This is a genomic window from Ruegeria sp. AE3, assembly GCF_056542225.1.
This window is the reverse complement of record NZ_JBQFZL010000004.1, coordinates 160,248-178,745: the sequence shown is the minus strand read 5'-3', so window position 1 is coordinate 178,745 and position 18,498 is coordinate 160,248. Positions and strand designations below refer to the sequence as shown.

General features: G+C 58.8%; 19 protein-coding genes. 8 read left to right on the top strand and 11 right to left on the bottom strand.

Translation table 11 applies throughout. The features are described 5' to 3' along the window. Positions 1–37 precede the first annotated feature (37 nt). From ACR0NZ_RS10925 to coxB, 10 genes are all read right to left on the bottom strand, one after another. Positions 38–856: an MBL fold metallo-hydrolase gene (locus ACR0NZ_RS10925; RefSeq protein WP_480495162.1), complete on the bottom strand. Its 819-nt coding sequence runs from the start codon at positions 854–856 to the stop codon at positions 38–40. A 102-nt stretch (positions 857–958) separates the two neighbouring features. Further along, a complete protein-coding gene (locus ACR0NZ_RS10920; RefSeq protein ID WP_209505614.1) occupies positions 959–1,543 on the bottom strand; it encodes a GNAT family N-acetyltransferase in 585 nt (194 codons plus the stop codon). Further along, positions 1,543–2,805, bottom strand: a complete 1,263-nt coding sequence (locus ACR0NZ_RS10915) for a M16 family metallopeptidase (protein ID WP_480473691.1) — start codon at positions 2,803–2,805, stop codon at positions 1,543–1,545. The genes ACR0NZ_RS10920 and ACR0NZ_RS10915 overlap by 1 nt, the downstream gene beginning before the upstream one ends. Further along, positions 2,802–4,190 (bottom strand): threonine synthase, encoded by a 1,389-nt coding sequence (gene thrC, locus ACR0NZ_RS10910; RefSeq protein WP_480518868.1) that lies wholly within the window; start codon positions 4,188–4,190, stop codon positions 2,802–2,804. Before thrC ends, ACR0NZ_RS10915 begins: the two co-directional genes overlap by 4 nt. Next, complete coding sequence (locus tag ACR0NZ_RS10905) at positions 4,187–4,864, bottom strand: SURF1 family protein (RefSeq protein ID WP_480518866.1); 678 nt, start codon at positions 4,862–4,864, stop codon at positions 4,187–4,189. The genes thrC and ACR0NZ_RS10905 overlap by 4 nt, the downstream gene beginning before the upstream one ends. Positions 4,865–5,020: 156 nt before the next feature. Beyond that, positions 5,021–5,836, bottom strand: coding sequence for a cytochrome c oxidase subunit 3 (locus tag ACR0NZ_RS10900; RefSeq protein WP_480518864.1), 816 nt, complete (start codon positions 5,834–5,836; stop codon positions 5,021–5,023). A gap of 22 nt (positions 5,837–5,858) precedes the next feature. Continuing rightward, the gene (locus ACR0NZ_RS10895) at positions 5,859–6,434 is read right to left on the bottom strand and encodes a cytochrome c oxidase assembly protein (RefSeq protein ID WP_480484379.1); all 576 of its coding nucleotides are present in this window, start codon (positions 6,432–6,434) and stop codon (positions 5,859–5,861) included. Further along, positions 6,434–6,595, bottom strand: a complete 162-nt coding sequence (locus ACR0NZ_RS10890) for a hypothetical protein (protein ID WP_267363054.1) — start codon at positions 6,593–6,595, stop codon at positions 6,434–6,436. The genes ACR0NZ_RS10895 and ACR0NZ_RS10890 overlap by 1 nt, the downstream gene beginning before the upstream one ends. Continuing rightward, complete coding sequence (gene cyoE, locus ACR0NZ_RS10885) at positions 6,592–7,542, bottom strand: heme o synthase (protein WP_480518862.1); 951 nt, start codon at positions 7,540–7,542, stop codon at positions 6,592–6,594. The genes ACR0NZ_RS10890 and cyoE overlap by 4 nt, the downstream gene beginning before the upstream one ends. Positions 7,543–7,630: 88 nt before the next feature. Continuing rightward, a complete protein-coding gene (coxB, locus tag ACR0NZ_RS10880) occupies positions 7,631–8,542 on the bottom strand; it encodes a cytochrome c oxidase subunit II (RefSeq protein ID WP_480473697.1) in 912 nt (303 codons plus the stop codon). Between the two features lie 176 nt (positions 8,543–8,718). On the opposite strand from coxB, the gene tldD reads away from it, so the two are divergent. From tldD to ACR0NZ_RS10850, 6 genes are all read left to right on the top strand, one after another. After that, the gene (tldD, locus tag ACR0NZ_RS10875; protein WP_267363048.1) at positions 8,719–10,140 is read left to right on the top strand and encodes a metalloprotease TldD; all 1,422 of its coding nucleotides are present in this window, start codon (positions 8,719–8,721) and stop codon (positions 10,138–10,140) included. 239 nt (positions 10,141–10,379) lie between these two features. Next, positions 10,380–11,507 (top strand): DNA-processing protein DprA, encoded by a 1,128-nt coding sequence (gene dprA, locus ACR0NZ_RS10870; RefSeq protein WP_480518860.1) that lies wholly within the window; start codon positions 10,380–10,382, stop codon positions 11,505–11,507. Between the two features lie 180 nt (positions 11,508–11,687). Beyond that, positions 11,688–14,315, top strand: coding sequence for a type I DNA topoisomerase (gene topA, locus ACR0NZ_RS10865; protein WP_480518858.1), 2,628 nt, complete (start codon positions 11,688–11,690; stop codon positions 14,313–14,315). A gap of 123 nt (positions 14,316–14,438) precedes the next feature. Beyond that, positions 14,439–14,966 (top strand): superoxide dismutase family protein, encoded by a 528-nt coding sequence (locus tag ACR0NZ_RS10860; protein WP_480473702.1) that lies wholly within the window; start codon positions 14,439–14,441, stop codon positions 14,964–14,966. A gap of 112 nt (positions 14,967–15,078) precedes the next feature. Then, the gene (locus tag ACR0NZ_RS10855) at positions 15,079–15,783 is read left to right on the top strand and encodes a CoA transferase subunit A (protein ID WP_480518856.1); all 705 of its coding nucleotides are present in this window, start codon (positions 15,079–15,081) and stop codon (positions 15,781–15,783) included. After that, a complete protein-coding gene (locus ACR0NZ_RS10850) occupies positions 15,783–16,409 on the top strand; it encodes a 3-oxoacid CoA-transferase subunit B (RefSeq protein ID WP_480473704.1) in 627 nt (208 codons plus the stop codon). Before ACR0NZ_RS10855 ends, ACR0NZ_RS10850 begins: the two co-directional genes overlap by 1 nt. Before the next feature lie 38 nt (positions 16,410–16,447). On the opposite strand, the gene ACR0NZ_RS10845 is transcribed toward ACR0NZ_RS10850, so the two are convergent. Then, positions 16,448–17,314 carry a lytic transglycosylase domain-containing protein gene (locus tag ACR0NZ_RS10845; RefSeq protein WP_480518854.1) on the bottom strand — a complete coding sequence of 289 codons (867 nt, stop codon included), beginning with the start codon at positions 17,312–17,314 and terminating at the stop codon, positions 16,448–16,450. A gap of 353 nt (positions 17,315–17,667) precedes the next feature. On the opposite strand from ACR0NZ_RS10845, the gene ACR0NZ_RS10840 reads away from it, so the two are divergent. After that, complete coding sequence (locus tag ACR0NZ_RS10840; RefSeq protein ID WP_171724432.1) at positions 17,668–17,895, top strand: Flp family type IVb pilin; 228 nt, start codon at positions 17,668–17,670, stop codon at positions 17,893–17,895. Positions 17,896–18,200: 305 nt separating this feature from the next. Continuing rightward, a complete protein-coding gene (locus ACR0NZ_RS10835; protein ID WP_480518852.1) occupies positions 18,201–18,428 on the top strand; it encodes a hypothetical protein in 228 nt (75 codons plus the stop codon). Positions 18,429–18,498 lie beyond the last annotated feature (70 nt).

Sequence of the window (18,498 nt, the reverse complement as noted above, 5' to 3'; positions counted from 1 at the left end):
CGCTTTCAATGCCCAACCGATTCCTCCACGGCAAGCCTTATTCCAGATCAATCAGATAGCGCGGCTCCAGCACGACAACCGTTGGACGGTCCGGCAAGTCACGCAGTGAGACGGTGATCTCGGACACGCCGTCACGTTCAACCGGGAACTCATCCCGAATATCCACGAGGAAGCGATCCAGCGAAAACTCCGAGAACCAGTGCATCGGAATGATCACCGAGCTTTTCAGCCGCTTCAGAACCGAGATCATGTCAGGCAAGGGCATGGTTGTTCCGCCATCGACGGCGGCCATGACCACATCCAACCGACCCAGCGCAGCAAACTGTTCGTCTGAAGGTACATGATGCAAATGTCCCAAATGACCGATGCACAGACCTTCGACCTCGAACACGAAGATCGAGTTGCCGCGCTCCTCAACTCCGCCATAGGCCGAGCGGATATCGGTCGGGACATTGCGTATCAGCATCTCGCCCAGATCCAGGTAATGTTCGATCCCCTGCCCGAACTCTCCCCATCCTGGCAGGACATGCGGGATCGCCGGGTCGGGATGCGCCGTCCAATGGGTGTCGTGAGCATGGTTCATTGTCACCACATCGGGAATCAGATCGGCACCCCCGATGAACCCGGTAAAATCGGTCACCACATTCAACCCGCCACGGGTCTGGATCATAAAGGCGGCATGCGCAACATAGCTGATGCGCACCGAAAACTCCGGTACCGGGTCCTGCCACGCAGCTTTGTGCAGATATTCGATCCCCGGCGCAGCATCGGCGATAGCGATACAATGGCTCGGCCGCCGCTCCTGCGCCACGGCCCCGCCCGAAATCACCATCAATGCCGCAACCAACCAGCGCATACCCGAAGTGTAGCGCAGTTCGCCACCAAGTCATGCCCCTTGTTCATCTGGCCAAAAATATCCCGGGGGAGGTGCGGCTTGCCGCGACGGGGGCAGAGCCCCCTAGCCCGCGTCTGTCTTGCCGCGCCGGTCGGACCGCAGGCTGGCATAGAGAACATGCGTCCGCCATCGCCCGTTGATCTGCAGATATGACTGCGCCACGCCTTCATATTTGAAGCCTGAGCTTTCCAGCAAACCGCGCGACGCGCGGTTTTCCGGCAGGCACGCGGCTTCGATCCGGCTCAGATCCAGACGGGTAAAGGCGTGATGCACCATCGCGCCGATCGCTTCGCGCATGTATCCCTGACGGGCAAAGGATTCACCGGTCCAGTAACCCAGGGTTCCGGCCTGCGCAGGGCCGCGCCGAATATTGTCCAGCGTGATCGCCCCGACCAACACATTGTCTTCACGGCGAAACAGGAAAAGCGGGATTGCTGTGCCACTCGCGACCGAGCGCTGAGCCCAGTAGACCCGATTGGTAAAGGATTTGCGGCTCAGGTGATCCTTGGCCCAGATCGGCTCCCACGGGGTCAGGTAACCTTTTGAGGCGCGCCGCAACGCTGCCCAATCATTGAAATCGGAATGTACAGGCGGGCGCAAGCTGAGCCGCGCGGTCTCGAGTTTCAGCTTGCGTCTGCCCAACAGCATCACGCTGCACGCCTCTCCTGCAAGTCCGCCAATGTCGGTGCGTCTGCGACCGGTCCGTAAAGCGCCAGCGCCGCCGGGGCCTGAACAGCCATGGTTTCGGCAAAGGCGCGCACGTCTTCGGTGCTGACCGCATCGATCTTGGCGACCGTGTCTTCCAGCGAAGGTACCCGTCCCCAGATCTGCACCAGCCGCGCCAGACGCTCAGCCCGATTCGACGGGCTTTCCAGCCCCATCAGCATCCCGGCCTTCATCTGGGCGCGGGCACGGGCGACCTCTTCGGGGCTCATGTCCTCGGCGGCGCGCTTCATCTCATCGATCGTGATCGTCGCCAGCTCGGCCACTTGATTGGCCGAAGTTCCGGCATAGATCGTGGTTGTTCCGGTATCGGCATAGGCACCGGTCTGCGCAAAGATCGTGTAGCACAGCCCACGTGTTTCACGCACTTCCTGAAACAGGCGCGAAGACATGCCACCGCCCAATGCGGTCGAATAGATCTGCGCCGTATAGATCGCATCGTCGCGATAGCCGGGGCTTTCCAGCGCCAGAGCGAAATGCGCCTGTTCCAGCTCTTTTACCTGCCGGGCTTCGCCACCTGTAAAGCGTGCAACCTCGGGGATCAGACCCTTACGGGATTGCAGATGGCCAAACATCTCTTCGGCCAGTTTCATCAGCATATCGTGATCCACAGCACCTGCTGCAGACAGGATCATCTGTTCGGGGCCATAATGTTCCGTCACAAAGCCCGACAGATCCTCACGCGAGAAGGCACTCACCCGCTCCGTTGGGCCCAGGATCGTCCGGCCCAGGGGCTGGTCGTGATAGCTCTGCTCCTGCAGCCAGTCAAAGATCACATCGTCGGGCGTGTCATGGGCCTGACCGATTTCCTGAAGGATCACGCCCCGCTCGACCTCGATCTCGCGCGGATCGAAAACCGGGTTCAGAACGATGTCGCCGATGACATCCATCGCCAGCGCTACGTCGTCCTTCAGAACGCGTGCATAATACGCCGTCACCTCGCGCGAGGTATAGGCGTTGATATAGCCGCCCACATCCTCGATCGCCTCGGCAATCTGCAAGGCCGAACGGCGCTCGGTTCCCTTGAACGCCATATGCTCAAGGAAATGCGCGATGCCGTTCTGCTCGATCCGCTCATGCCGCCCACCGGCGGTTACCCAGATGCCGATGGCCGCTGATTGCAGCCCCGGCATGTGCTCACTGACGATACGAAACCCGTTCTTCAGTTGGTCTTGTCTGACAGTCACTCAGCGATGTGCCTTTTTATATGATCCTCAAGGGCAACCAGATCATTGGCGATGCGGGTCACCCGTTCCGGACGTTCATACAGATCAGACATGCGGGAGGGAAGAGGCGGATGTTCGCCACTCGCCTTCTCGACCGCGGCCGGGAATTTCGCCGGGTGCGCGGTGGCCAGCGTGATCATCGGAACGTCTGCCGCGCGGTGCTCTTCGGCAACCTTGATGCCCACGGCGGTGTGCGGGCAGACCAGTTCGGCACTGTGCGCCAGCGTGGATTTGATCGTGGCCAACGTTTCCTCTTCGGACACACGGCCCGAATCGAAATACTCACGCAGCGCTTCCATCGCACCCTGGCTGATATTGAAACCACCCTTTTTCAGCTCATCCATCAATTGTGCGACGGCCCCGCCATCTTCACCATAGGCATAATAGAGCGCGCGTTCGAAATTCGAGCTGACCTGAATATCCATCGACGGGCTGATCGAAGGGATGGTTTCACCCTTGAAATACCCCTCGCCTGTCAGGCAGCGATGCAGAATGTCGTTCTGGTTGGTCGCCACCACAAGGCGGTCAATCGGCAGCCCCATACGCTTGGCCAGATAGCCTGCGAAGATGTCGCCAAAGTTGCCGGTTGGCACCGTGAAGCTGACCTTGCGATGCGGCGCGCCGAGACTGACGGCGGCCGAGAAGTAATAAACGATCTGCGCCAAGACGCGGGCAAAGTTGATCGAGTTCACACCCGCCAGTTTCACGCCATCGCGGAAGTCGAAATCGTTGAACATGTCTTTCAGCGCAGCCTGACAATCGTCGAAATCGCCATCCACGGCCAGAGCATGTACATTGCTGTCCGCAGGCGTCGTCATTTGTCGACGCTGCACCTCGGACACGCGGCCATGCGGGAACAGGATGAACACATCCACCGCGTCCAGCCCGCGGAACGCCTCGATCGCTGCTGAACCGGTATCCCCACTGGTCGCGCCGACGATGGTCACACGGTCACCACGGCGTTTCAGCGCCACCTGGAACAACTGGCCGATCAGCTGCATGGCAAAGTCCTTGAAGGCCAGTGTGGGGCCGTGGAACAGTTCCAGCAGGAAGTGGTTCTCGTTCAGCTGTTTCAATGGCGCGCGGGCATCGTGGCCGAAGCCTTCGTAAGCACGGGCGATGATCGCCTTGAACTCAGCCTCGGCGAATGAGCCGCTGACATAGGGCCACATCACGCGGAATGCGATTTCTTCATAGGGTAATCCGGCCAGCGCCGCGATCTCGTCCTGCGACATCACCGGGATTTCGGCGGGCAGATACAGGCCACCGTCGTGGGCAAGCCCGGTCAACATCGCCTCTTCAAACGTCAGTTCGGGCGCCTGCCCGCGGGTCGAGATATATTTCATGTCGCGTCACTTTCAGAATTGGCACGGCTGCGCCACAGGAAGTACCCGGTCATCGCGGCCCAGACCAGAGCCAGACCAAACCAGGTGATTGCATATTGCAGGTGATCGTTTGGTATGCCCGCCGTGTCCACCGGCAGCGGTGTCACATTCGGATCGGTTTGCGAACGGGCGATCAGCAGAACAGGCTCCGCGCCCAGTGCAGCCGCAAGCGTGGGCACATCGCGGGCGAACCAGATATTGGCATCGAGATCAGGTGCGGGCGTGTAATTGTCAACCTCGTCCGGCCAGTGCAGATTGCCGGTGATCTCCATCTGCCCGTTGCGCCGCCCGGTCTGTTTGGCCGTGGTCGGGATGAAACCCCGGTCAATCAGAATGGTCCGGCCCCCGGTGCGAAACGGCTGAATGATGCGGTACCCCGCACCGACCTGTTTGAGCGATACAAGAACATGGATCTCCGCAGGCTCCATCTCGCCCGACGCCGTTACCGGCAGGTATTTGTCTTGATCCACCGAAACCTGCGGCGGCAGGGAAACCGGCGTGGCCGAGATCCGATCTTCGATCTCGGCCAGAACGTCCTGCTTCCACGCCAGGCGCTGCACCTGCCAGATGCCCAGCGACAGAAGCACGCCCAAACCGGCGAGGCCGAAGATCAGCAGAAACAGGATACGGCGCATGTCAGGACCAAACTTCTTTTCAGGAACCGGCGTCTTGTTAAGGGGCGTGCGGGCTGAATTGCAACCACGCAATTGTATGGGGCGCAATCTTGCGCCCCGCATAGAGAAAAAGCCGCCCCTTGGGGCGGCTTTTGCAATTGATCGGCCTGACCGGCGCTACATCAGCGGAGCCTGGCCCCAGATGTAGACGGCAAAGAACAGGAACAGCCAGACAACGTCGACGAAGTGCCAGTACCAAGCCGCAGCTTCGAACCCGACGTGTTTTTCCGGGGTGAAGTCACCCTTCAGCGCGCGGATCAGGCAGACGGTCAGGAAGATCGTCCCGATGATCACATGTGCGCCGTGGAAACCCGTTGCCATGAAGAAGTTGGAATAGAACTGGTCGCCGCCGAATTCCCAGCCTTCATGCTTGAGCAGTTCGGCGTATTCATAGCCCTGCAAGAAGGTAAAGGCGATGCCCAGCACAATGCCAATGGCCAGACCATTGATCAGCGCCTTGCGGTCATTGTCATGCACCAGTGCATGGTGCGCCCAGGTGATCGCACAGCCTGACAGCAACAGGACCAGAGTGTTGATCAGCGGCAGGTGGAACGGGTCAACCGCATGAATATCCGGCTGGATGTATTCGGTGCCTGTATAGTCGTACATCGGGTACATGCGATGTTTGAAGAACGACCAGAACCAGGCGAAAAAGAACATCACCTCGGACATGACGAACAGGATGAAGCCGTAACGCAGACCGATGCGGACAACAGGCGTGTGATCGCCCTGACGGCTTTCTGCGACCACATCCGACCACCAGGCGAACATCGTATAAAGCACCGCTGCCAGACCGGCCCAGAACATGAAGGGCGTGATGCCTTGCATCCAGAGAACGGCTCCGAACAGCATGACAAAGCCGCCGACGGCGCCGATCAGAGGCCAGATCGACGGGGCCAGAATGTGATAATCGTGGTTTTTAGCGTGTGCCATCAGCGTCCCTCACCTACAGGCGTTAGTTCGTGTTTGTATCTGCCTGCGCATCGAGGGCGGCATAGCCCTCGGGCAGGTCAATTTCGTAGAATGTATACGACAGCGTGATCGTATGAACATACTTGGCTTCAAGATCCTCGACCATTTCCGGGTCGACGAAGAACGTCACTGGCATCTCAACGCGTTCGCCAGGTTGCAGCACCTGTTCTTCAAAGCAGAAACAGGCAATCTTCTGGAAATACCCACCCGCAGAATAGGGGGCCACGTTGTAAGACGCCTGCCCGGCAATGGGGCGGTCTGTCGGGTTATAGGCCTCGTAAAAGGCGAGGCCGGTTTCGCCGATGCGCACATCCATCTCGCGCACGACCGGCTTGAACTCCCATTCCATATCCTTGGCCTTGGACGCGTCAAAGCGGATGGTAACTGTGCGATCCAGAATGGTATCGGGGGCGGTTTCGGCAACACCAGTGGTGCCGCCAAATCCGGTCACCCGGCAGAACCAGTTGTAAAACGGCACCGATGCCCAGGCGAGACTGCCCATCAGGACAACCACGCCGACGGTCTGGACAACCGTTTTCTGAGGACCGGACAACGCCATCAGTTCTGAACCTCTTGCGTCGCCCTGTTGAAATCAGTGCCCGAGACCTTGACGATGGTCAGGCCAAAGATAATCACGATAAAGGCAGCCAGCGTCAGGCCCACACCCAGATTGCGGCTGAACCGGCGCTGATGCAGCTCGTGGTCTTTGCGAAGGCTCATGACCATCCCCCCAGACCATAGGGTTTTAGCAAGGCTTCGGCCAGAACGGCACCGAAATGCAGGAACAGATACAGCAGCGACAGCTTGAAGAAACCGCGTTCAACCTTGAAGTTATCGGCCTCGGAATCGTCCTCGGTCCGGCGCGAGATTTTCCACGCGCCCCGCAGGAACAGGATGTTCAGAACCAATGCAACGGTCAGATAGATCGGGCCGCCAATGCCCGAAAATGCAGTTCCGACGGCCAGCAGGGCCAGCAGTGCTGTATAGACTAGGATATGGACACGTGTCGCCCGGCGACCGTGGGTGACGGTCAGCATCGGCACGCCCGCGTCGTCATAGTCCGAGCGCATGAACAGGGCCAGCGCCCAGAAATGCGGCGGCGTCCACATGAAGGTCAGGGCAAACATCAGCCAAGGCTCGACCGACATCGATCCCGTGGCGGCCACCCAGCCAATCACCGGAGGGAACGCGCCAGCTGCGCCACCGATCACGATGTTCTGCGGCGTCGAACGCTTCAGCCACATCGTGTAGACGACAACATAGAAGAAGATGGTGAAGGCCAGAAACGCGCCTGCGAACCAGTTGGTCGCAAGGCCCAGCATGATCACCGACAGACCCGACAGAGCCAGACCAACGGCCAGCGCCTCGCCTTCCTCGACCTTGCCAGAAGGGATCGGGCGGGACTTGGTGCGCTTCATGACACGGTCGATATCCGCGTCCCACCACATGTTCAGCGCGCCTGATGCTCCGCCGCCGATAGCGATGAACAGGATGGCGCAAAAACCGACGAAGGGATGGACAGGAACAGGCGCCGCCAACAAACCGACCAATGCCGTGAACACGACCAGCGACATCACGCGCGGCTTCAGCAGGGCGAAGTAATCGCCAAAGCCGGCCTCGTCCGCCCGGGCGGTCACTGTGCTGGCATTGATGCTTGCGTCGGTCATTTCCGGTCCTTTTGGGGCGAAAACTGCGCGGATCGCCCGCGCAGTCTGAGTTTTGTGTCAGACGGGGTTCAACCCGCCCCTATCGCGCTCAGTTCGAGGCGACCTGATAGCTTTGCGGCAGGCCCGCGTATTCTTCGATCGCGCCCTGCAGCCATTCGTCATAGACTTCCTGGCTTACGACCTTGACGGTAATCGGCATATAGGCGTGGTCCTTGCCACACAGTTCCGAACACTGACCAAAATAGATGCCTTCCTTGTCGGCCTGAAACCACAGCTCGGCCAGACGTCCGGGCACACCGTCCTGCTTTACGCCAAAGGCCGGGATGGTCCACGAGTGGATCACGTCGGATGCAGTCACCTGCATCACGATGACCTTGCCGACCGGAACGACTACTGCGGTGTCCGTGGCCAGCAGCCATTCATCATCGCTGTAGCCTGCATCGATCAGCTTGGCGCGCATTGCGTCATCCAGAACAAACGGCGTTACATCCGCATCTGCGGGGCGTGCGCCCTCGTCCAGGGTCGCCGGATGGCCCAGCAGATAGCTGTCGAATGCGAAATCGTGATCAACATATTCGTAGGTCCAGTACCACTGGTTGCCGACGACTTTGATGGTGATGTCACCTTCCGGGATTTCCTGCTGTTTGAAAAGAACTGGCAACGAGAACGCGCCAATAAACACCAGAATCAAGATCGGACCCAGGGTCCAGGCGATTTCAACAGGGGTATAGTGCGAGAAACGTGCCGGGGTCGGATTTGCGCGCTGATTGTAGCGCACGATGCAATAGACCAGCAAAGCTGCAACCAGCAGACAGACCGCGGTGATGATCACAAGAATCATGCTGTCCAGCTTCTGGATTCCTGTGGCAAGGCTGGTGGCCGCGGGCTGAAAGCCCATGCCGCCGTCTACCGGCTTGCCAATAATCTCAAGCTCCTGAGCCATGGCGGGTAGGCTGGAGAGGGCTGTCATAAACCCTGAAAGCATCAAAGCATTCTTCATGTTCTGTCCTGATCGTTTGATCTTTGCGTCCCTGACGGAAAGGTGTGAATCGGTCGCACCTCTCCCGTTGTCTTTGGCCGCGTTAAAAACCATATTCCAGCGGGTAGATAAAGCAAAATGCTTGCGTCAAACAGACGCTATTTTTGATCTGGATCAAACCCGAAAGGTCGCTACCCATGCCTGAAGCCCCGTTTCGCCCCTTTGAGAGCGCCCTGCCGCAAGATGAAGCACTGGCCATATTGCGTTCGGCAACGGACGGGGCCGAGGATGGAGAGCTGTTTGTCGAGCGTCGGAAATCCGAATCTCTGGTGTTTGACGACGGGCGTCTTCGCACCGCGTCTTATGACGCATCCGAGGGGTTTGGTCTGCGCGCCGTTCAGGGCGAAGTGGCGGGGTACGCGCATTCGACTGATGTATCGATAGCCGCGCTGAAACGTGCTGCCGAGACCGCGCGACTGGCGGTTGGCGATGGAGGCGGAACGCTCGCCGAAGCCCCCCGGCCCACGAATACGCGCTTGTACACGGACGAAGACCCAATCGAATCTGCCGCCTTCCCGGTGAAAATCGAAACCCTGCGGGAGATTGACGCCTTTGCCCGCGACCTGGATCCGCGGGTGGTTCAGGTTAGCGCAATGATCGCAGCCGCCGTGCAGGAGGTGGAAATTCTGCGACCCGATGGTGTGATGGTGCGTGACGTGCGCCCCATGACGCGCGTGAATGTCTCGGTCATTGTTGAACAGGACGGGCGGCGCGAAAGCGGATCGGCCGGTGGCGGCGGGCGGGTTGGCCTAAGCGGGCTGATCGACCCGGCCGACTGGCAGGCCAAGGCGCGCGAAGCCCTGCGCATCGCGTTGGTCAATCTGGACGCGGTTCCCGCGCCTGCCGGCGTGATGGAGGTTGCACTTGGCCCCGGCTGGCCCGGTATTTTGCTGCACGAAGCCATCGGTCACGGGCTAGAGGGCGATTTCAACCGCAAGGGAAGCTCGGCCTTTGCCGGGCTGATGGGGCAACAGATTGCATCCAAGGGCGTGACCGTGGTGGATGACGGCACGATTGCCGACCGTCGCGGCTCGATCACTGTGGATGATGAGGGCACGCCCAGCTCACGCACCGTGCTGATCGAGGACGGCATCCTGACCGGCTACATGCAGGATCGGCAAAACGCCCGGCTGATGGGCGTTGCGCCCACGGGCAACGGGCGGCGGCAAAGCTATGCGCACAAGCCAATGCCCCGCATGACCAATACGATCATGTTGGGGGGCGACGCTGATCCGGCAGCTTTGGTGGCAGATATTAAAGACGGCATCTGGGCGGTTGGATTCGGAGGCGGCCAGGTCGACATCACCAACGGCAAGTTCGTTTTCTCGTGTACCGAGGCGTATCGGGTCGAAAACGGCAAGATCGGAGCGCCTGTCAAAGGGGCCACGCTGATCGGCGACGGGCCTTCGGCGTTGAAACGTATCCGCGGCCTTGGCAATGATATGGCTTTGGATCCGGGTATGGGCACCTGCGGCAAGGACGGTCAATGGGTGCCCGTGGGTGTGGGTCAACCGACAGTGCTGATGGACGGGCTGACTGTCGGCGGGTCGGCAGCCTGAGTCGGAAGACAAGCGCAACGGCAGGCGCAGGGTTAACCATACGCCACTTTGATTCGACAGCGTTCCAACCGGCGCTATTAATTTGAGCGCCGGTTGGTTAATTTTCTTTTATTTACTTTCAGACACTTAACCGGTGCATTCCCCGAGAAATACAGATAAATCGCTGCTAATTATCTGCGATTCAGAGGCTGTTAACCCCCTGTCCCGTAAACCAGTTCTGCAATCAGGCGGAGCAACGGATGACCGAAGAGCAGCTTTCTTCCAATCACCCCCCACTCCCACCCACCACGGAAGAGGAACGGTTTTCGTGGCTTCGCCTGTTGCGCTCGCGCAAGGTCGGCCCGGCGACGTTTCGTCGGCTGATGCGCGAACATGGCTCGGCGCAGAACGCGCTGGCCGCGCTGCCTGAAATGGCACGCGCCGCCGGAATAGAAGGGTATGAAACCTGCCCCCCCGGCGTGATCGAGGCGGAACTCAGGGCCGCAGAAGCCGCCAAAGCGCGGCTTTTGTGCCTTGGGTCCGCGGATTTCCCCGACGCATTGAACGACCTATCCGATGCCCCGCCCTTGCTTTGGGCCATCGGGGATGTGTCGCTGTTGCAGAAACCGGCGATTGCGATGGTGGGCGCGCGCAACTGTTCCTCGTTGGGCGTGCGGATGGCGCGTGGTCTGGCGCGCGCCTTGGGCGAAAAGGGCCATGTGATTGTTTCGGGTCTAGCGCGCGGTATTGATACGGCGGCGCATATGGCGTCGCTGGACACCGGCACAGTTGCCGTCATGGCGGGTGGTGTTGATGTCATTTACCCGGCCGAGAACACGGAACTGGCGCATAATATTGCAACCAAGGGACTGCGGCTGTCGGAACAGCCGATGGGCGTGACGCCTCAGGCCAGGCATTTTCCGCGCCGCAACCGTATCATCTCGGGCCTGGCCCAAGCTGTCGTGGTGGTTGAGGCAGCCGCCAAATCCGGAAGCCTGATCACGGCGCGTGACGCCCTGGATCAGGGGCGCGAGGTTCTGGCCGTGCCCGGCCACCCGTTCGACGCCCGCGCTGCCGGGTGCAACCTTTTGATTCGGGACGGTGCAACGCTGGTCCGGTCGGTGGACGACGTTGTCGAGGCCCTGCCACGGCACGGTGATCCGATCTTTGCAAAACCCGAGCTGCCACCTGCCAAGCAGCCACGGCCTGCCGCACAGGATTTGCAGGCGCAAATCCTTGAGCGGCTGGGACCTTCCCCCATCGCCGAAGACCAGTTGCTGCGCGATATTGCGGCCTCGGCAGGGGATCTGGGGCCAGCGCTGGTCGACCTTGAACTGGACGGACGAATCCAGCGCCAGCCGGGCGGGTTGTTGTCTCTGGCAAGCTGACTTGGATGGAAGGCAAGAATGCCCAGCCGAACGCTCTGCTTGCCAGTCGGCGCGGGTATCATGCTGAAATCACGTCGCTTTTCCGCCTGCCAAAGGAACGCATTGACAATCCCCGCTTGCCCCACACATTTTGCACCACCATAAAAGGCGCCAAATTCGTCGAGCGAGGTTTCCCCTTAAATGCCCGTAGTTGTTGTAGAATCTCCGGCCAAAGCAAAAACAATCAATAAGTATCTCGGCCCTGACTACACCGTTCTGGCCTCTTACGGCCATGTGCGGGACCTGCCGCCAAAGGACGGATCGGTCGATCCGGACCATGGATTTTGCATGACATGGGAAGTGGGCAATGACAGCCGCAAACATGTAAAGGCCATCGCCGACGCGCTGAAAGAAGACAACGCGCTGATCCTCGCCACCGACCCTGATCGTGAGGGCGAGGCGATCAGTTGGCACTTGCAGGAAGCGCTGACCAAGCGCCGATCGATCAAGAAAGATACACCGGTCAGCCGGGTGACCTTCAACGCCATCACCAAAGAGGCAGTGACCGAGGCGATGAAAAACCCGCGCGATGTCGATATGCCCCTGGTCGAAGCGTATCTGGCGCGCCGCGCCTTGGATTACCTTGTTGGCTTCAACCTGTCGCCGGTTCTGTGGCGCAAACTGCCCGGTGCAAAATCCGCAGGTCGGGTGCAATCGGTCTGTCTGCGCCTGATCGTCGAGCGTGAGATGGAGATCGAAGCGTTCAAGCCGGTCGAATACTGGTCGGTCCGGGCCCTGTTCGAGACACCGCGTGGTCAGACCTATGAGGCGCGGCTGGTCACTTTGGCGGGCAAGAAACTGGACAAGCACGATCTGACCAACGCAACACGGGCCGAACTGGCGGTTCAGGCCGTCACCAGCCGCGCGCTGCGTGTGACTTCGGTCGAAGCCAAGCCCGCCGCGCGCAATCCAAGCGCGCCGTTCATGACTTCGACCCTGCAACAGGAGGCCAGCCGCAAATTCGGCATGGGCGCGCGCCATGCGATGCAGGTGGCGCAGCGCCTCTATGAGGCCGGATACATTACCTATATGCGAACCGACGGGATCGACATGGCCCCCGAGGCCGTGACGGCAACGCGCGACACCATCGCGGATCGATACGGTGCAGAATATGTGCCGGACAGCCCGCGTATGTACAAGAACAAGGCCAAAAACGCGCAGGAAGCACACGAGTGTATCCGCCCCACGGATATGACGCGTGATGCCAAGGCGCTGAAGGTCACGGATGAAGATCAGCGCAAGCTTTATGATCTGATCTGGAAACGGACAATTGCCTGCCAGATGGCGGCAGCACGGTTGGAGCGCACCACGGTCGAGATTGGCAGTGACGACGGTCAGGTCGGTCTGCGTGCCACCGGTCAGGTGGTATTGTTCGACGGATTCATGCGCGTCTATGAGGAAGGCCGCGATGATGTCGCCGATGATGACGAAAAGCGCCTGCCGCAGATCATGAAGGGCGACCCCGCGCGCTTTTCCAAAACTACGTTGCGCGATCAGTTTGCCAAGGCCACCAGCGAGTCGGACAAAGCCGCAATCATGGCAGATAACGAAGCCGTTCTGGCGTTGCAGCATCACACGCAACCGCCGCCGCGCTATACCGAGGCCACTTTGGTCAAGCGGATGGAGGAGCTGGGGATCGGACGTCCGTCGACCTATGCCTCGATCGTGACCACGATTCAGGACCGCGAATATGTACGCAAGGACAAGAACCGGCTGATCCCTGAGGAAAAGGGCCGGATCGTCACTATCTTTCTGCTGAATTTCTTCCGCCAGTATGTTGGCTACGAGTTCACCGCGAATCTGGAAGAGCAACTGGATGACGTCAGCGCCGGTGATCGTGACTACAAGGATCTGCTGGGCAAGTTCTGGCGTGATTTCTCAGTAGCGATTGGTGAAACATCCGAACTGCGCATCTCGGAAGTGCTGGACAAGCTGGACGAAGCATTGGCGCCACAGCTTTACCCCCCGCGTGAGGACGGGTCCGACCCGCGCATCTGCCCGAAATGCGGTTTGGGGCAATTGCACTTGAAAACCTCGCGCACTGGCGGGTTCGTGGGCTGCGGCAATTATCCGGAGTGCAACTATACACGGCCCATCGCCGGTGAAGGCGCGGAAGGCGACGAACAATTGCTGGGCGAAGACGCCGGGGATGAGATCTGGCTGAAATCCGGTCGCTTTGGGCCGTATGTCCAGCGAGGCGAACCCACGCCCGAGAACAAGAAGCCGCCGCGCTCCTCGCTTCCACGCGGCTGGAGCAAGGATGACATGGATCTGGACAAGGCGCTGACGCTTCTGTCCCTGCCCCGTCAGATCGGTGAACACCCCGAAGGCGGCATGATCACAGCGAACTTCGGGCGTTTTGGCCCCTATCTGATGCATCAGCTGGCCGATGAAGCCAAGCCGGTCTATGCCAATCTCAAAGACCCAAACGATGTGTTCGAAATCGGTATGAACCGCGCCGTTGAGCTTTTGGCCGAGAAACGGGCCAATCCCGGCGGACGCGGGCGCGCCGCGGCAAAAGCTTTGAAAGACCTGGGCGAGCATCCAGACGGCGGCGCGATGCAGGTTCTGGACGGACGGTACGGGCCATATGTAAAATGGGAAAAGGTCAACGCGACCATCCCGAAAGACATCAAGCCCGAAGAGCTGACGCAGGAAATGGCCATAGAACTGGTCAATGAGCGCGCATCCAAGAAAGGCACCAAAAAAAAGGCTGCACCCCAAAAGAAGGCAGCCGCGAAGAAGACAGCAAAGAAAGCGGCTGAATAATCCGGACGTTTGACCGGGACATGTCACAAAGCGCGCAGGCCGGTTTCTGAATAAAGGAACCGGCCTGCGTGTTTATGGACTGACGCGATACAGGATTGCGTTGATCAGTAAAGGAGTTGAGACATGTTCAGAACCGCCATTCTTGTTGCGGCGATAGGCGTTGCGGCTGCCACGCAGGGCCAGACCGCGCATCACGTCAAATCTGCCACAGCCGAAATCATCAACGCGCAAGGCGACGTCATTGGTCAGGCGAAGGCGACGCAAGGGCCCAATGGTGTTCTGCTGCACGTACGCGTCACTGACCTGCCGCCGGGAAAACATGGGTTACACCTGCACAGCCATGGTGTCTGCGAGGCCGGTGAAGGGTTCAAGACGGCCCAAGGCCATGTTGGCAAAGTTGAAGGCGCACATGGGCTGCTGAACCCTGAGGGCCCCGAGCCCGGCGATCTGCCCAATCTATATGTGGGACAGGATGGTGTGGGCGAGATGGAGGCCTTTACAAACCTTGTTTCACTTGAGGGTGACGGGAGCGCATTGCTGGATGCGGACGGGTCAACTTTCATCATCCACGAAGCTGGCGACGATCACATTAGCCAACCCATTGGCGGTGCCGGGGGGCGCATCGCCTGCGGAATCCTGATCGCCGACTGACACTATTGTAAGCTGAACTACCGTAGAAATACCTGAACCTTCTGGTTTCATTGACTTCCCCATGACGTGGCGGCAAAACCTGCCCATCACCATGTCATTGGGGGAGTTTTCCATGAAGAAAGTCTATGCCAATGCCGCCGAGGCACTCGATGGGGTGCTGACGGATGGCATGCTGATTGCCGCGGGCGGGTTTGGCCTGTGCGGCATTCCCGAACTGTTGCTTACTGCCATCAGGGATTCGGGCGTCAAAGACCTGAGCTTTGCGTCGAATAACGCCGGTGTGGACGATTTCGGCATCGGCATCCTGTTGCAGACCAAGCAGGTCAAAAAGATGATCAGCTCGTATGTGGGCGAAAACGCCGAATTCATGCGCCAGTATCTGAGCGGTGAGCTGGAACTGGAATTCAACCCGCAAGGAACACTGGCCGAACGGATGCGCGCCGGTGGGGCCGGTATTCCCGGTTTCTACACCAAGACGGGCGTCGGCACCGTGATTGCGGAAGGGAAAGAGCACAAGGATTTCAACGGCGAGACCTACATCCTTGAGGAAGGAATCTTCGCCGATCTGGCCATCGTCAAGGCCTGGAAAGCTGACGACACCGGCAATCTGGTGTTCCGCAAGACCGCCCGCAACTTTAATGTGCCCGCAGCCACCTGCGGCAAGATCTGCGTGGCCGAAGTGGAAGAGATTGTTCCGCGCGGCTCACTGGACCCGGACAAGATCCACCTGCCCGGCATCTATGTGCATCGCATCATTCAGGGCGATCATGAAAAGCGCATCGAACAGCGCACCACCCGCAAGAAGGAGGACGCATAATGCCCTGGGACCGCAATCAAATGGCCGCACGCGCGGCAGAGGAACTGGACGACGGCATGTATGTGAACCTCGGCATCGGGATTCCGACGCTGGTGGCGAACTATGTGGGCGACAAGGACATCACTCTGCAATCCGAAAACGGAATGCTGGGTATGGGTCCCTTCCCGTACGAGGGTGAAGAAGACCCGGACCTGATCAACGCGGGCAAACAGACAATCACCGAACTGTCCCGCACCGCCTATTTCGACAGCGCTACGTCCTTTGCGATGATCCGGGGCGGCAAGATCGCTGCTGCGATCCTGGGTGCCATGGAAGTGGATGAGAAAGGCGACCTGGCAAACTGGATGATTCCTGGCAAGCTGGTGAAAGGCATGGGCGGTGCCATGGATCTGGTTGCAGGCGTTGGGCGCGTGATCGTGGTTATGGACCACACCAACAAGCACGGTGAAAGCAAGGTCCTGAAGGAATGCACTCTGCCACTGACCGGCAAGGGCGTCGTGGATCGCATCATCACCAATCTCGGCGTTCTGGACGTGGTCGAGGGCGGATTGAGGATCGTTGAACTGGCAGAAGGTGTCAGTGAAGACGAAATGCGCGCTGCGACCGAAGCGACAATCGTCGGCTGAACAAAAGAAAAGGCCCGCCGGAACGAGGCGGGCCTTTTTCAGTTTGAGGTCTGGAACACGCACCCATCTGAAATCAGATCCGGCGGTGTCGCGCACAAAGCCCGCGCGATCTGGAAAGCGGCCAGAACCTTGGGCACATAGTCTCGGGTTTCGGCATAAGGCGGCACGCCGCTGTGTTTACGTACAGCCCCCTCACCAGCGTTGTAACCGGCCAGAACCAGAATCGGATCATTTCCGAACTCTTCCATCAGCCAGTTGAGGTATTTCACACCCCCGGCAATGTTCTGCGAGGGTTGCAGACTGTCCTTAACTCCAAAGCGGGCAGCTGTGGCGGGCATTAACTGCATAAGACCCTGTGCACCTGCCGAACTGACGGCATCCGCGCGACCGGCCGATTCAACCGAAATGACAGCCAGCACCAGAGCTGGCGACACATTGGTTCCCACGGTTGATCGCAAAATCTCGATCCCACGTTCTTTCGCTATGTCTTGCAGCGATTGCAGCCGGGGTGATCTAACATTCGTCGCCGCCAGCGCGTTTATTGCAGCATCAAGCCGCCCGGCCCCGCCTTCATCAATGTGCGGTGAAATGCGGTCCCAGAATGCCTTGTACGACCCTTTAGGGTCAGGCGCGGCACCGATTCCCGGCACTGTGGGCTGAACCACTTTGGTTCTTGCTATGATTTCTGGAACCACCAGCTCCACCCCTGTGCTGGGGGCTGAGGGCTTGGCCGCGTGTTCCTCGGGTGTGATCTGAATGGTCACGCGAGGACGCTCACCCGGCTTGGGCGCTTTGATCCGCTTGTAAACTCCGCGCGGCTCAACCTCGGTCGCATACCCCGGTGCGACACCAGATAGTAGAAACGCCAGTACACCGGCGCATTGAAGTGCGTTCCGGAGAGTCATGTGCCTGCCTCATGTATTCTTTTTACGCGATTTGAACCGCGAATCTTCGCCCAAAGCCAGAAAAACAAAGCGAATTGGGGCAATTTCGCCTCATTTGGCGTAAATTTGCACCGCTGTGGAGCTCTTGGCGCGGATCAAAGAAATTTTTTTTATTTTATTTACAATGATTTGCGCATTTAGTGACCAAAAAGTTAAGCCGCACGAAAAAAAATCTGTGTTTGGCCCAATTCCTGCCACGCACAACAGGCAAACATTAATCCATACCGAGACGGACATGAGCGGCCTGAGAGAGAAAGCTCTGAAGAACGCCGAGGTTTGTTAAACTCTTTTTGATCCTTTAGGAGGGACGTAACATGATCAAGTTCATCAAGAACTTCCGCAAAGACGAAGACGGCGCAGTAACAGTTGACTGGGTTGTTCTGACCGCAGCAGTCATCGGCCTGGCAGCCGTTGCATACCAGCAGATCTCGGCTGGCGCGACCGGCCTGGCAACAGACGTGAACACCGCTCTGCAAGCATCGTCGATCAGCACCGGCAGCAACACCGCAACAGGTGGTATCACAGCTGCAGGCACCAACTAAGCCTTTGGTTTAGCAAGATTTCGAGACCGCGCCTTCAGGCGCGGTTTTTTTTGTTTCAGAAGTACCGGTACCTCCTGAGGCAAAGATTCAGGCTAATAGACATGACTCCGCGCGCCACACCACGAGCGCCACCGAATTAGTCACGCCCTTTTTCAGGTCTCACTGCAACAAGTAACACGTGAAAAAGTGCAGAATCTTAGATATTTCCACCAAAATCAACTTTTGGCCTGATTTCCGCCATCCGAACGAACCACTGTTGGGCGACGTTATGGGAAACACTGAATTGTCGTATTGGAGATAAGTAGATGCTAAAGTTCCTTACTCGCTTCAAATCGGACGAAGCAGGAGCGGTGACCGTTGACTGGGTGGTTTTGACCGCAGTGCTCATCGGTCTGTCAAGCGCGACCTACCTCGTCATCAGCTCAAGTGTTGATGGTATCGGCGGTAACATCAACCAAGCCATGAGTTCCTCTGTTGTCAGCACCGGCTCGAACACCGGGCCTGGCGGTCTCGTCACAGCGGGAACCAACTGAACCACAGCGAGTTTTCACATTCACGCGCCTTCCTGAGCTTGTTGGCGAACGTGTAGGGCAAATAAACGCG

Excerpts from the sequence above, each read along its gene's own strand:
- cyoE (WP_480518862.1), bottom strand. The coding sequence starts at position 7,542 with ATGACCGACGCAAGCATCAATGCCAGCACAGTGACCGCCCGGGCGGAC.
- ACR0NZ_RS10855 (WP_480518856.1), top strand. The coding sequence starts at position 15,079 with ATGAAGAAAGTCTATGCCAATGCCGCCGAGGCACTCGATGGGGTGCTG.
- coxB (WP_480473697.1), bottom strand. The coding sequence starts at position 8,542 with ATGAAGAATGCTTTGATGCTTTCAGGGTTTATGACAGCCCTCTCCAGC.
- ACR0NZ_RS10890 (WP_267363054.1), bottom strand. The coding sequence starts at position 6,595 with ATGAGCCTTCGCAAAGACCACGAGCTGCATCAGCGCCGGTTCAGCCGC.
- thrC (WP_480518868.1), bottom strand. The coding sequence starts at position 4,190 with ATGAAATATATCTCGACCCGCGGGCAGGCGCCCGAACTGACGTTTGAA.
- ACR0NZ_RS10860 (WP_480473702.1), top strand. The coding sequence starts at position 14,439 with ATGTTCAGAACCGCCATTCTTGTTGCGGCGATAGGCGTTGCGGCTGCC.
- ACR0NZ_RS10850 (WP_480473704.1), top strand. The coding sequence starts at position 15,783 with ATGCCCTGGGACCGCAATCAAATGGCCGCACGCGCGGCAGAGGAACTG.
- ACR0NZ_RS10925 (WP_480495162.1), bottom strand. The coding sequence starts at position 856 with ATGCGCTGGTTGGTTGCGGCATTGATGGTGATTTCGGGCGGGGCCGTG.
- ACR0NZ_RS10905 (WP_480518866.1), bottom strand. The coding sequence starts at position 4,864 with ATGCGCCGTATCCTGTTTCTGCTGATCTTCGGCCTCGCCGGTTTGGGC.
- ACR0NZ_RS10840 (WP_171724432.1), top strand. The coding sequence starts at position 17,668 with ATGATCAAGTTCATCAAGAACTTCCGCAAAGACGAAGACGGCGCAGTA.
- ACR0NZ_RS10920 (WP_209505614.1), bottom strand. The coding sequence starts at position 1,543 with ATGCTGTTGGGCAGACGCAAGCTGAAACTCGAGACCGCGCGGCTCAGC.
- topA (WP_480518858.1), top strand. The coding sequence starts at position 11,688 with ATGCCCGTAGTTGTTGTAGAATCTCCGGCCAAAGCAAAAACAATCAAT.
- dprA (WP_480518860.1), top strand. The coding sequence starts at position 10,380 with ATGACCGAAGAGCAGCTTTCTTCCAATCACCCCCCACTCCCACCCACC.
- ACR0NZ_RS10845 (WP_480518854.1), bottom strand. The coding sequence starts at position 17,314 with ATGACTCTCCGGAACGCACTTCAATGCGCCGGTGTACTGGCGTTTCTA.
- tldD (WP_267363048.1), top strand. The coding sequence starts at position 8,719 with ATGCCTGAAGCCCCGTTTCGCCCCTTTGAGAGCGCCCTGCCGCAAGAT.
- ACR0NZ_RS10900 (WP_480518864.1), bottom strand. The coding sequence starts at position 5,836 with ATGGCACACGCTAAAAACCACGATTATCACATTCTGGCCCCGTCGATC.
- ACR0NZ_RS10895 (WP_480484379.1), bottom strand. The coding sequence starts at position 6,434 with ATGGCGTTGTCCGGTCCTCAGAAAACGGTTGTCCAGACCGTCGGCGTG.
- ACR0NZ_RS10835 (WP_480518852.1), top strand. The coding sequence starts at position 18,201 with ATGCTAAAGTTCCTTACTCGCTTCAAATCGGACGAAGCAGGAGCGGTG.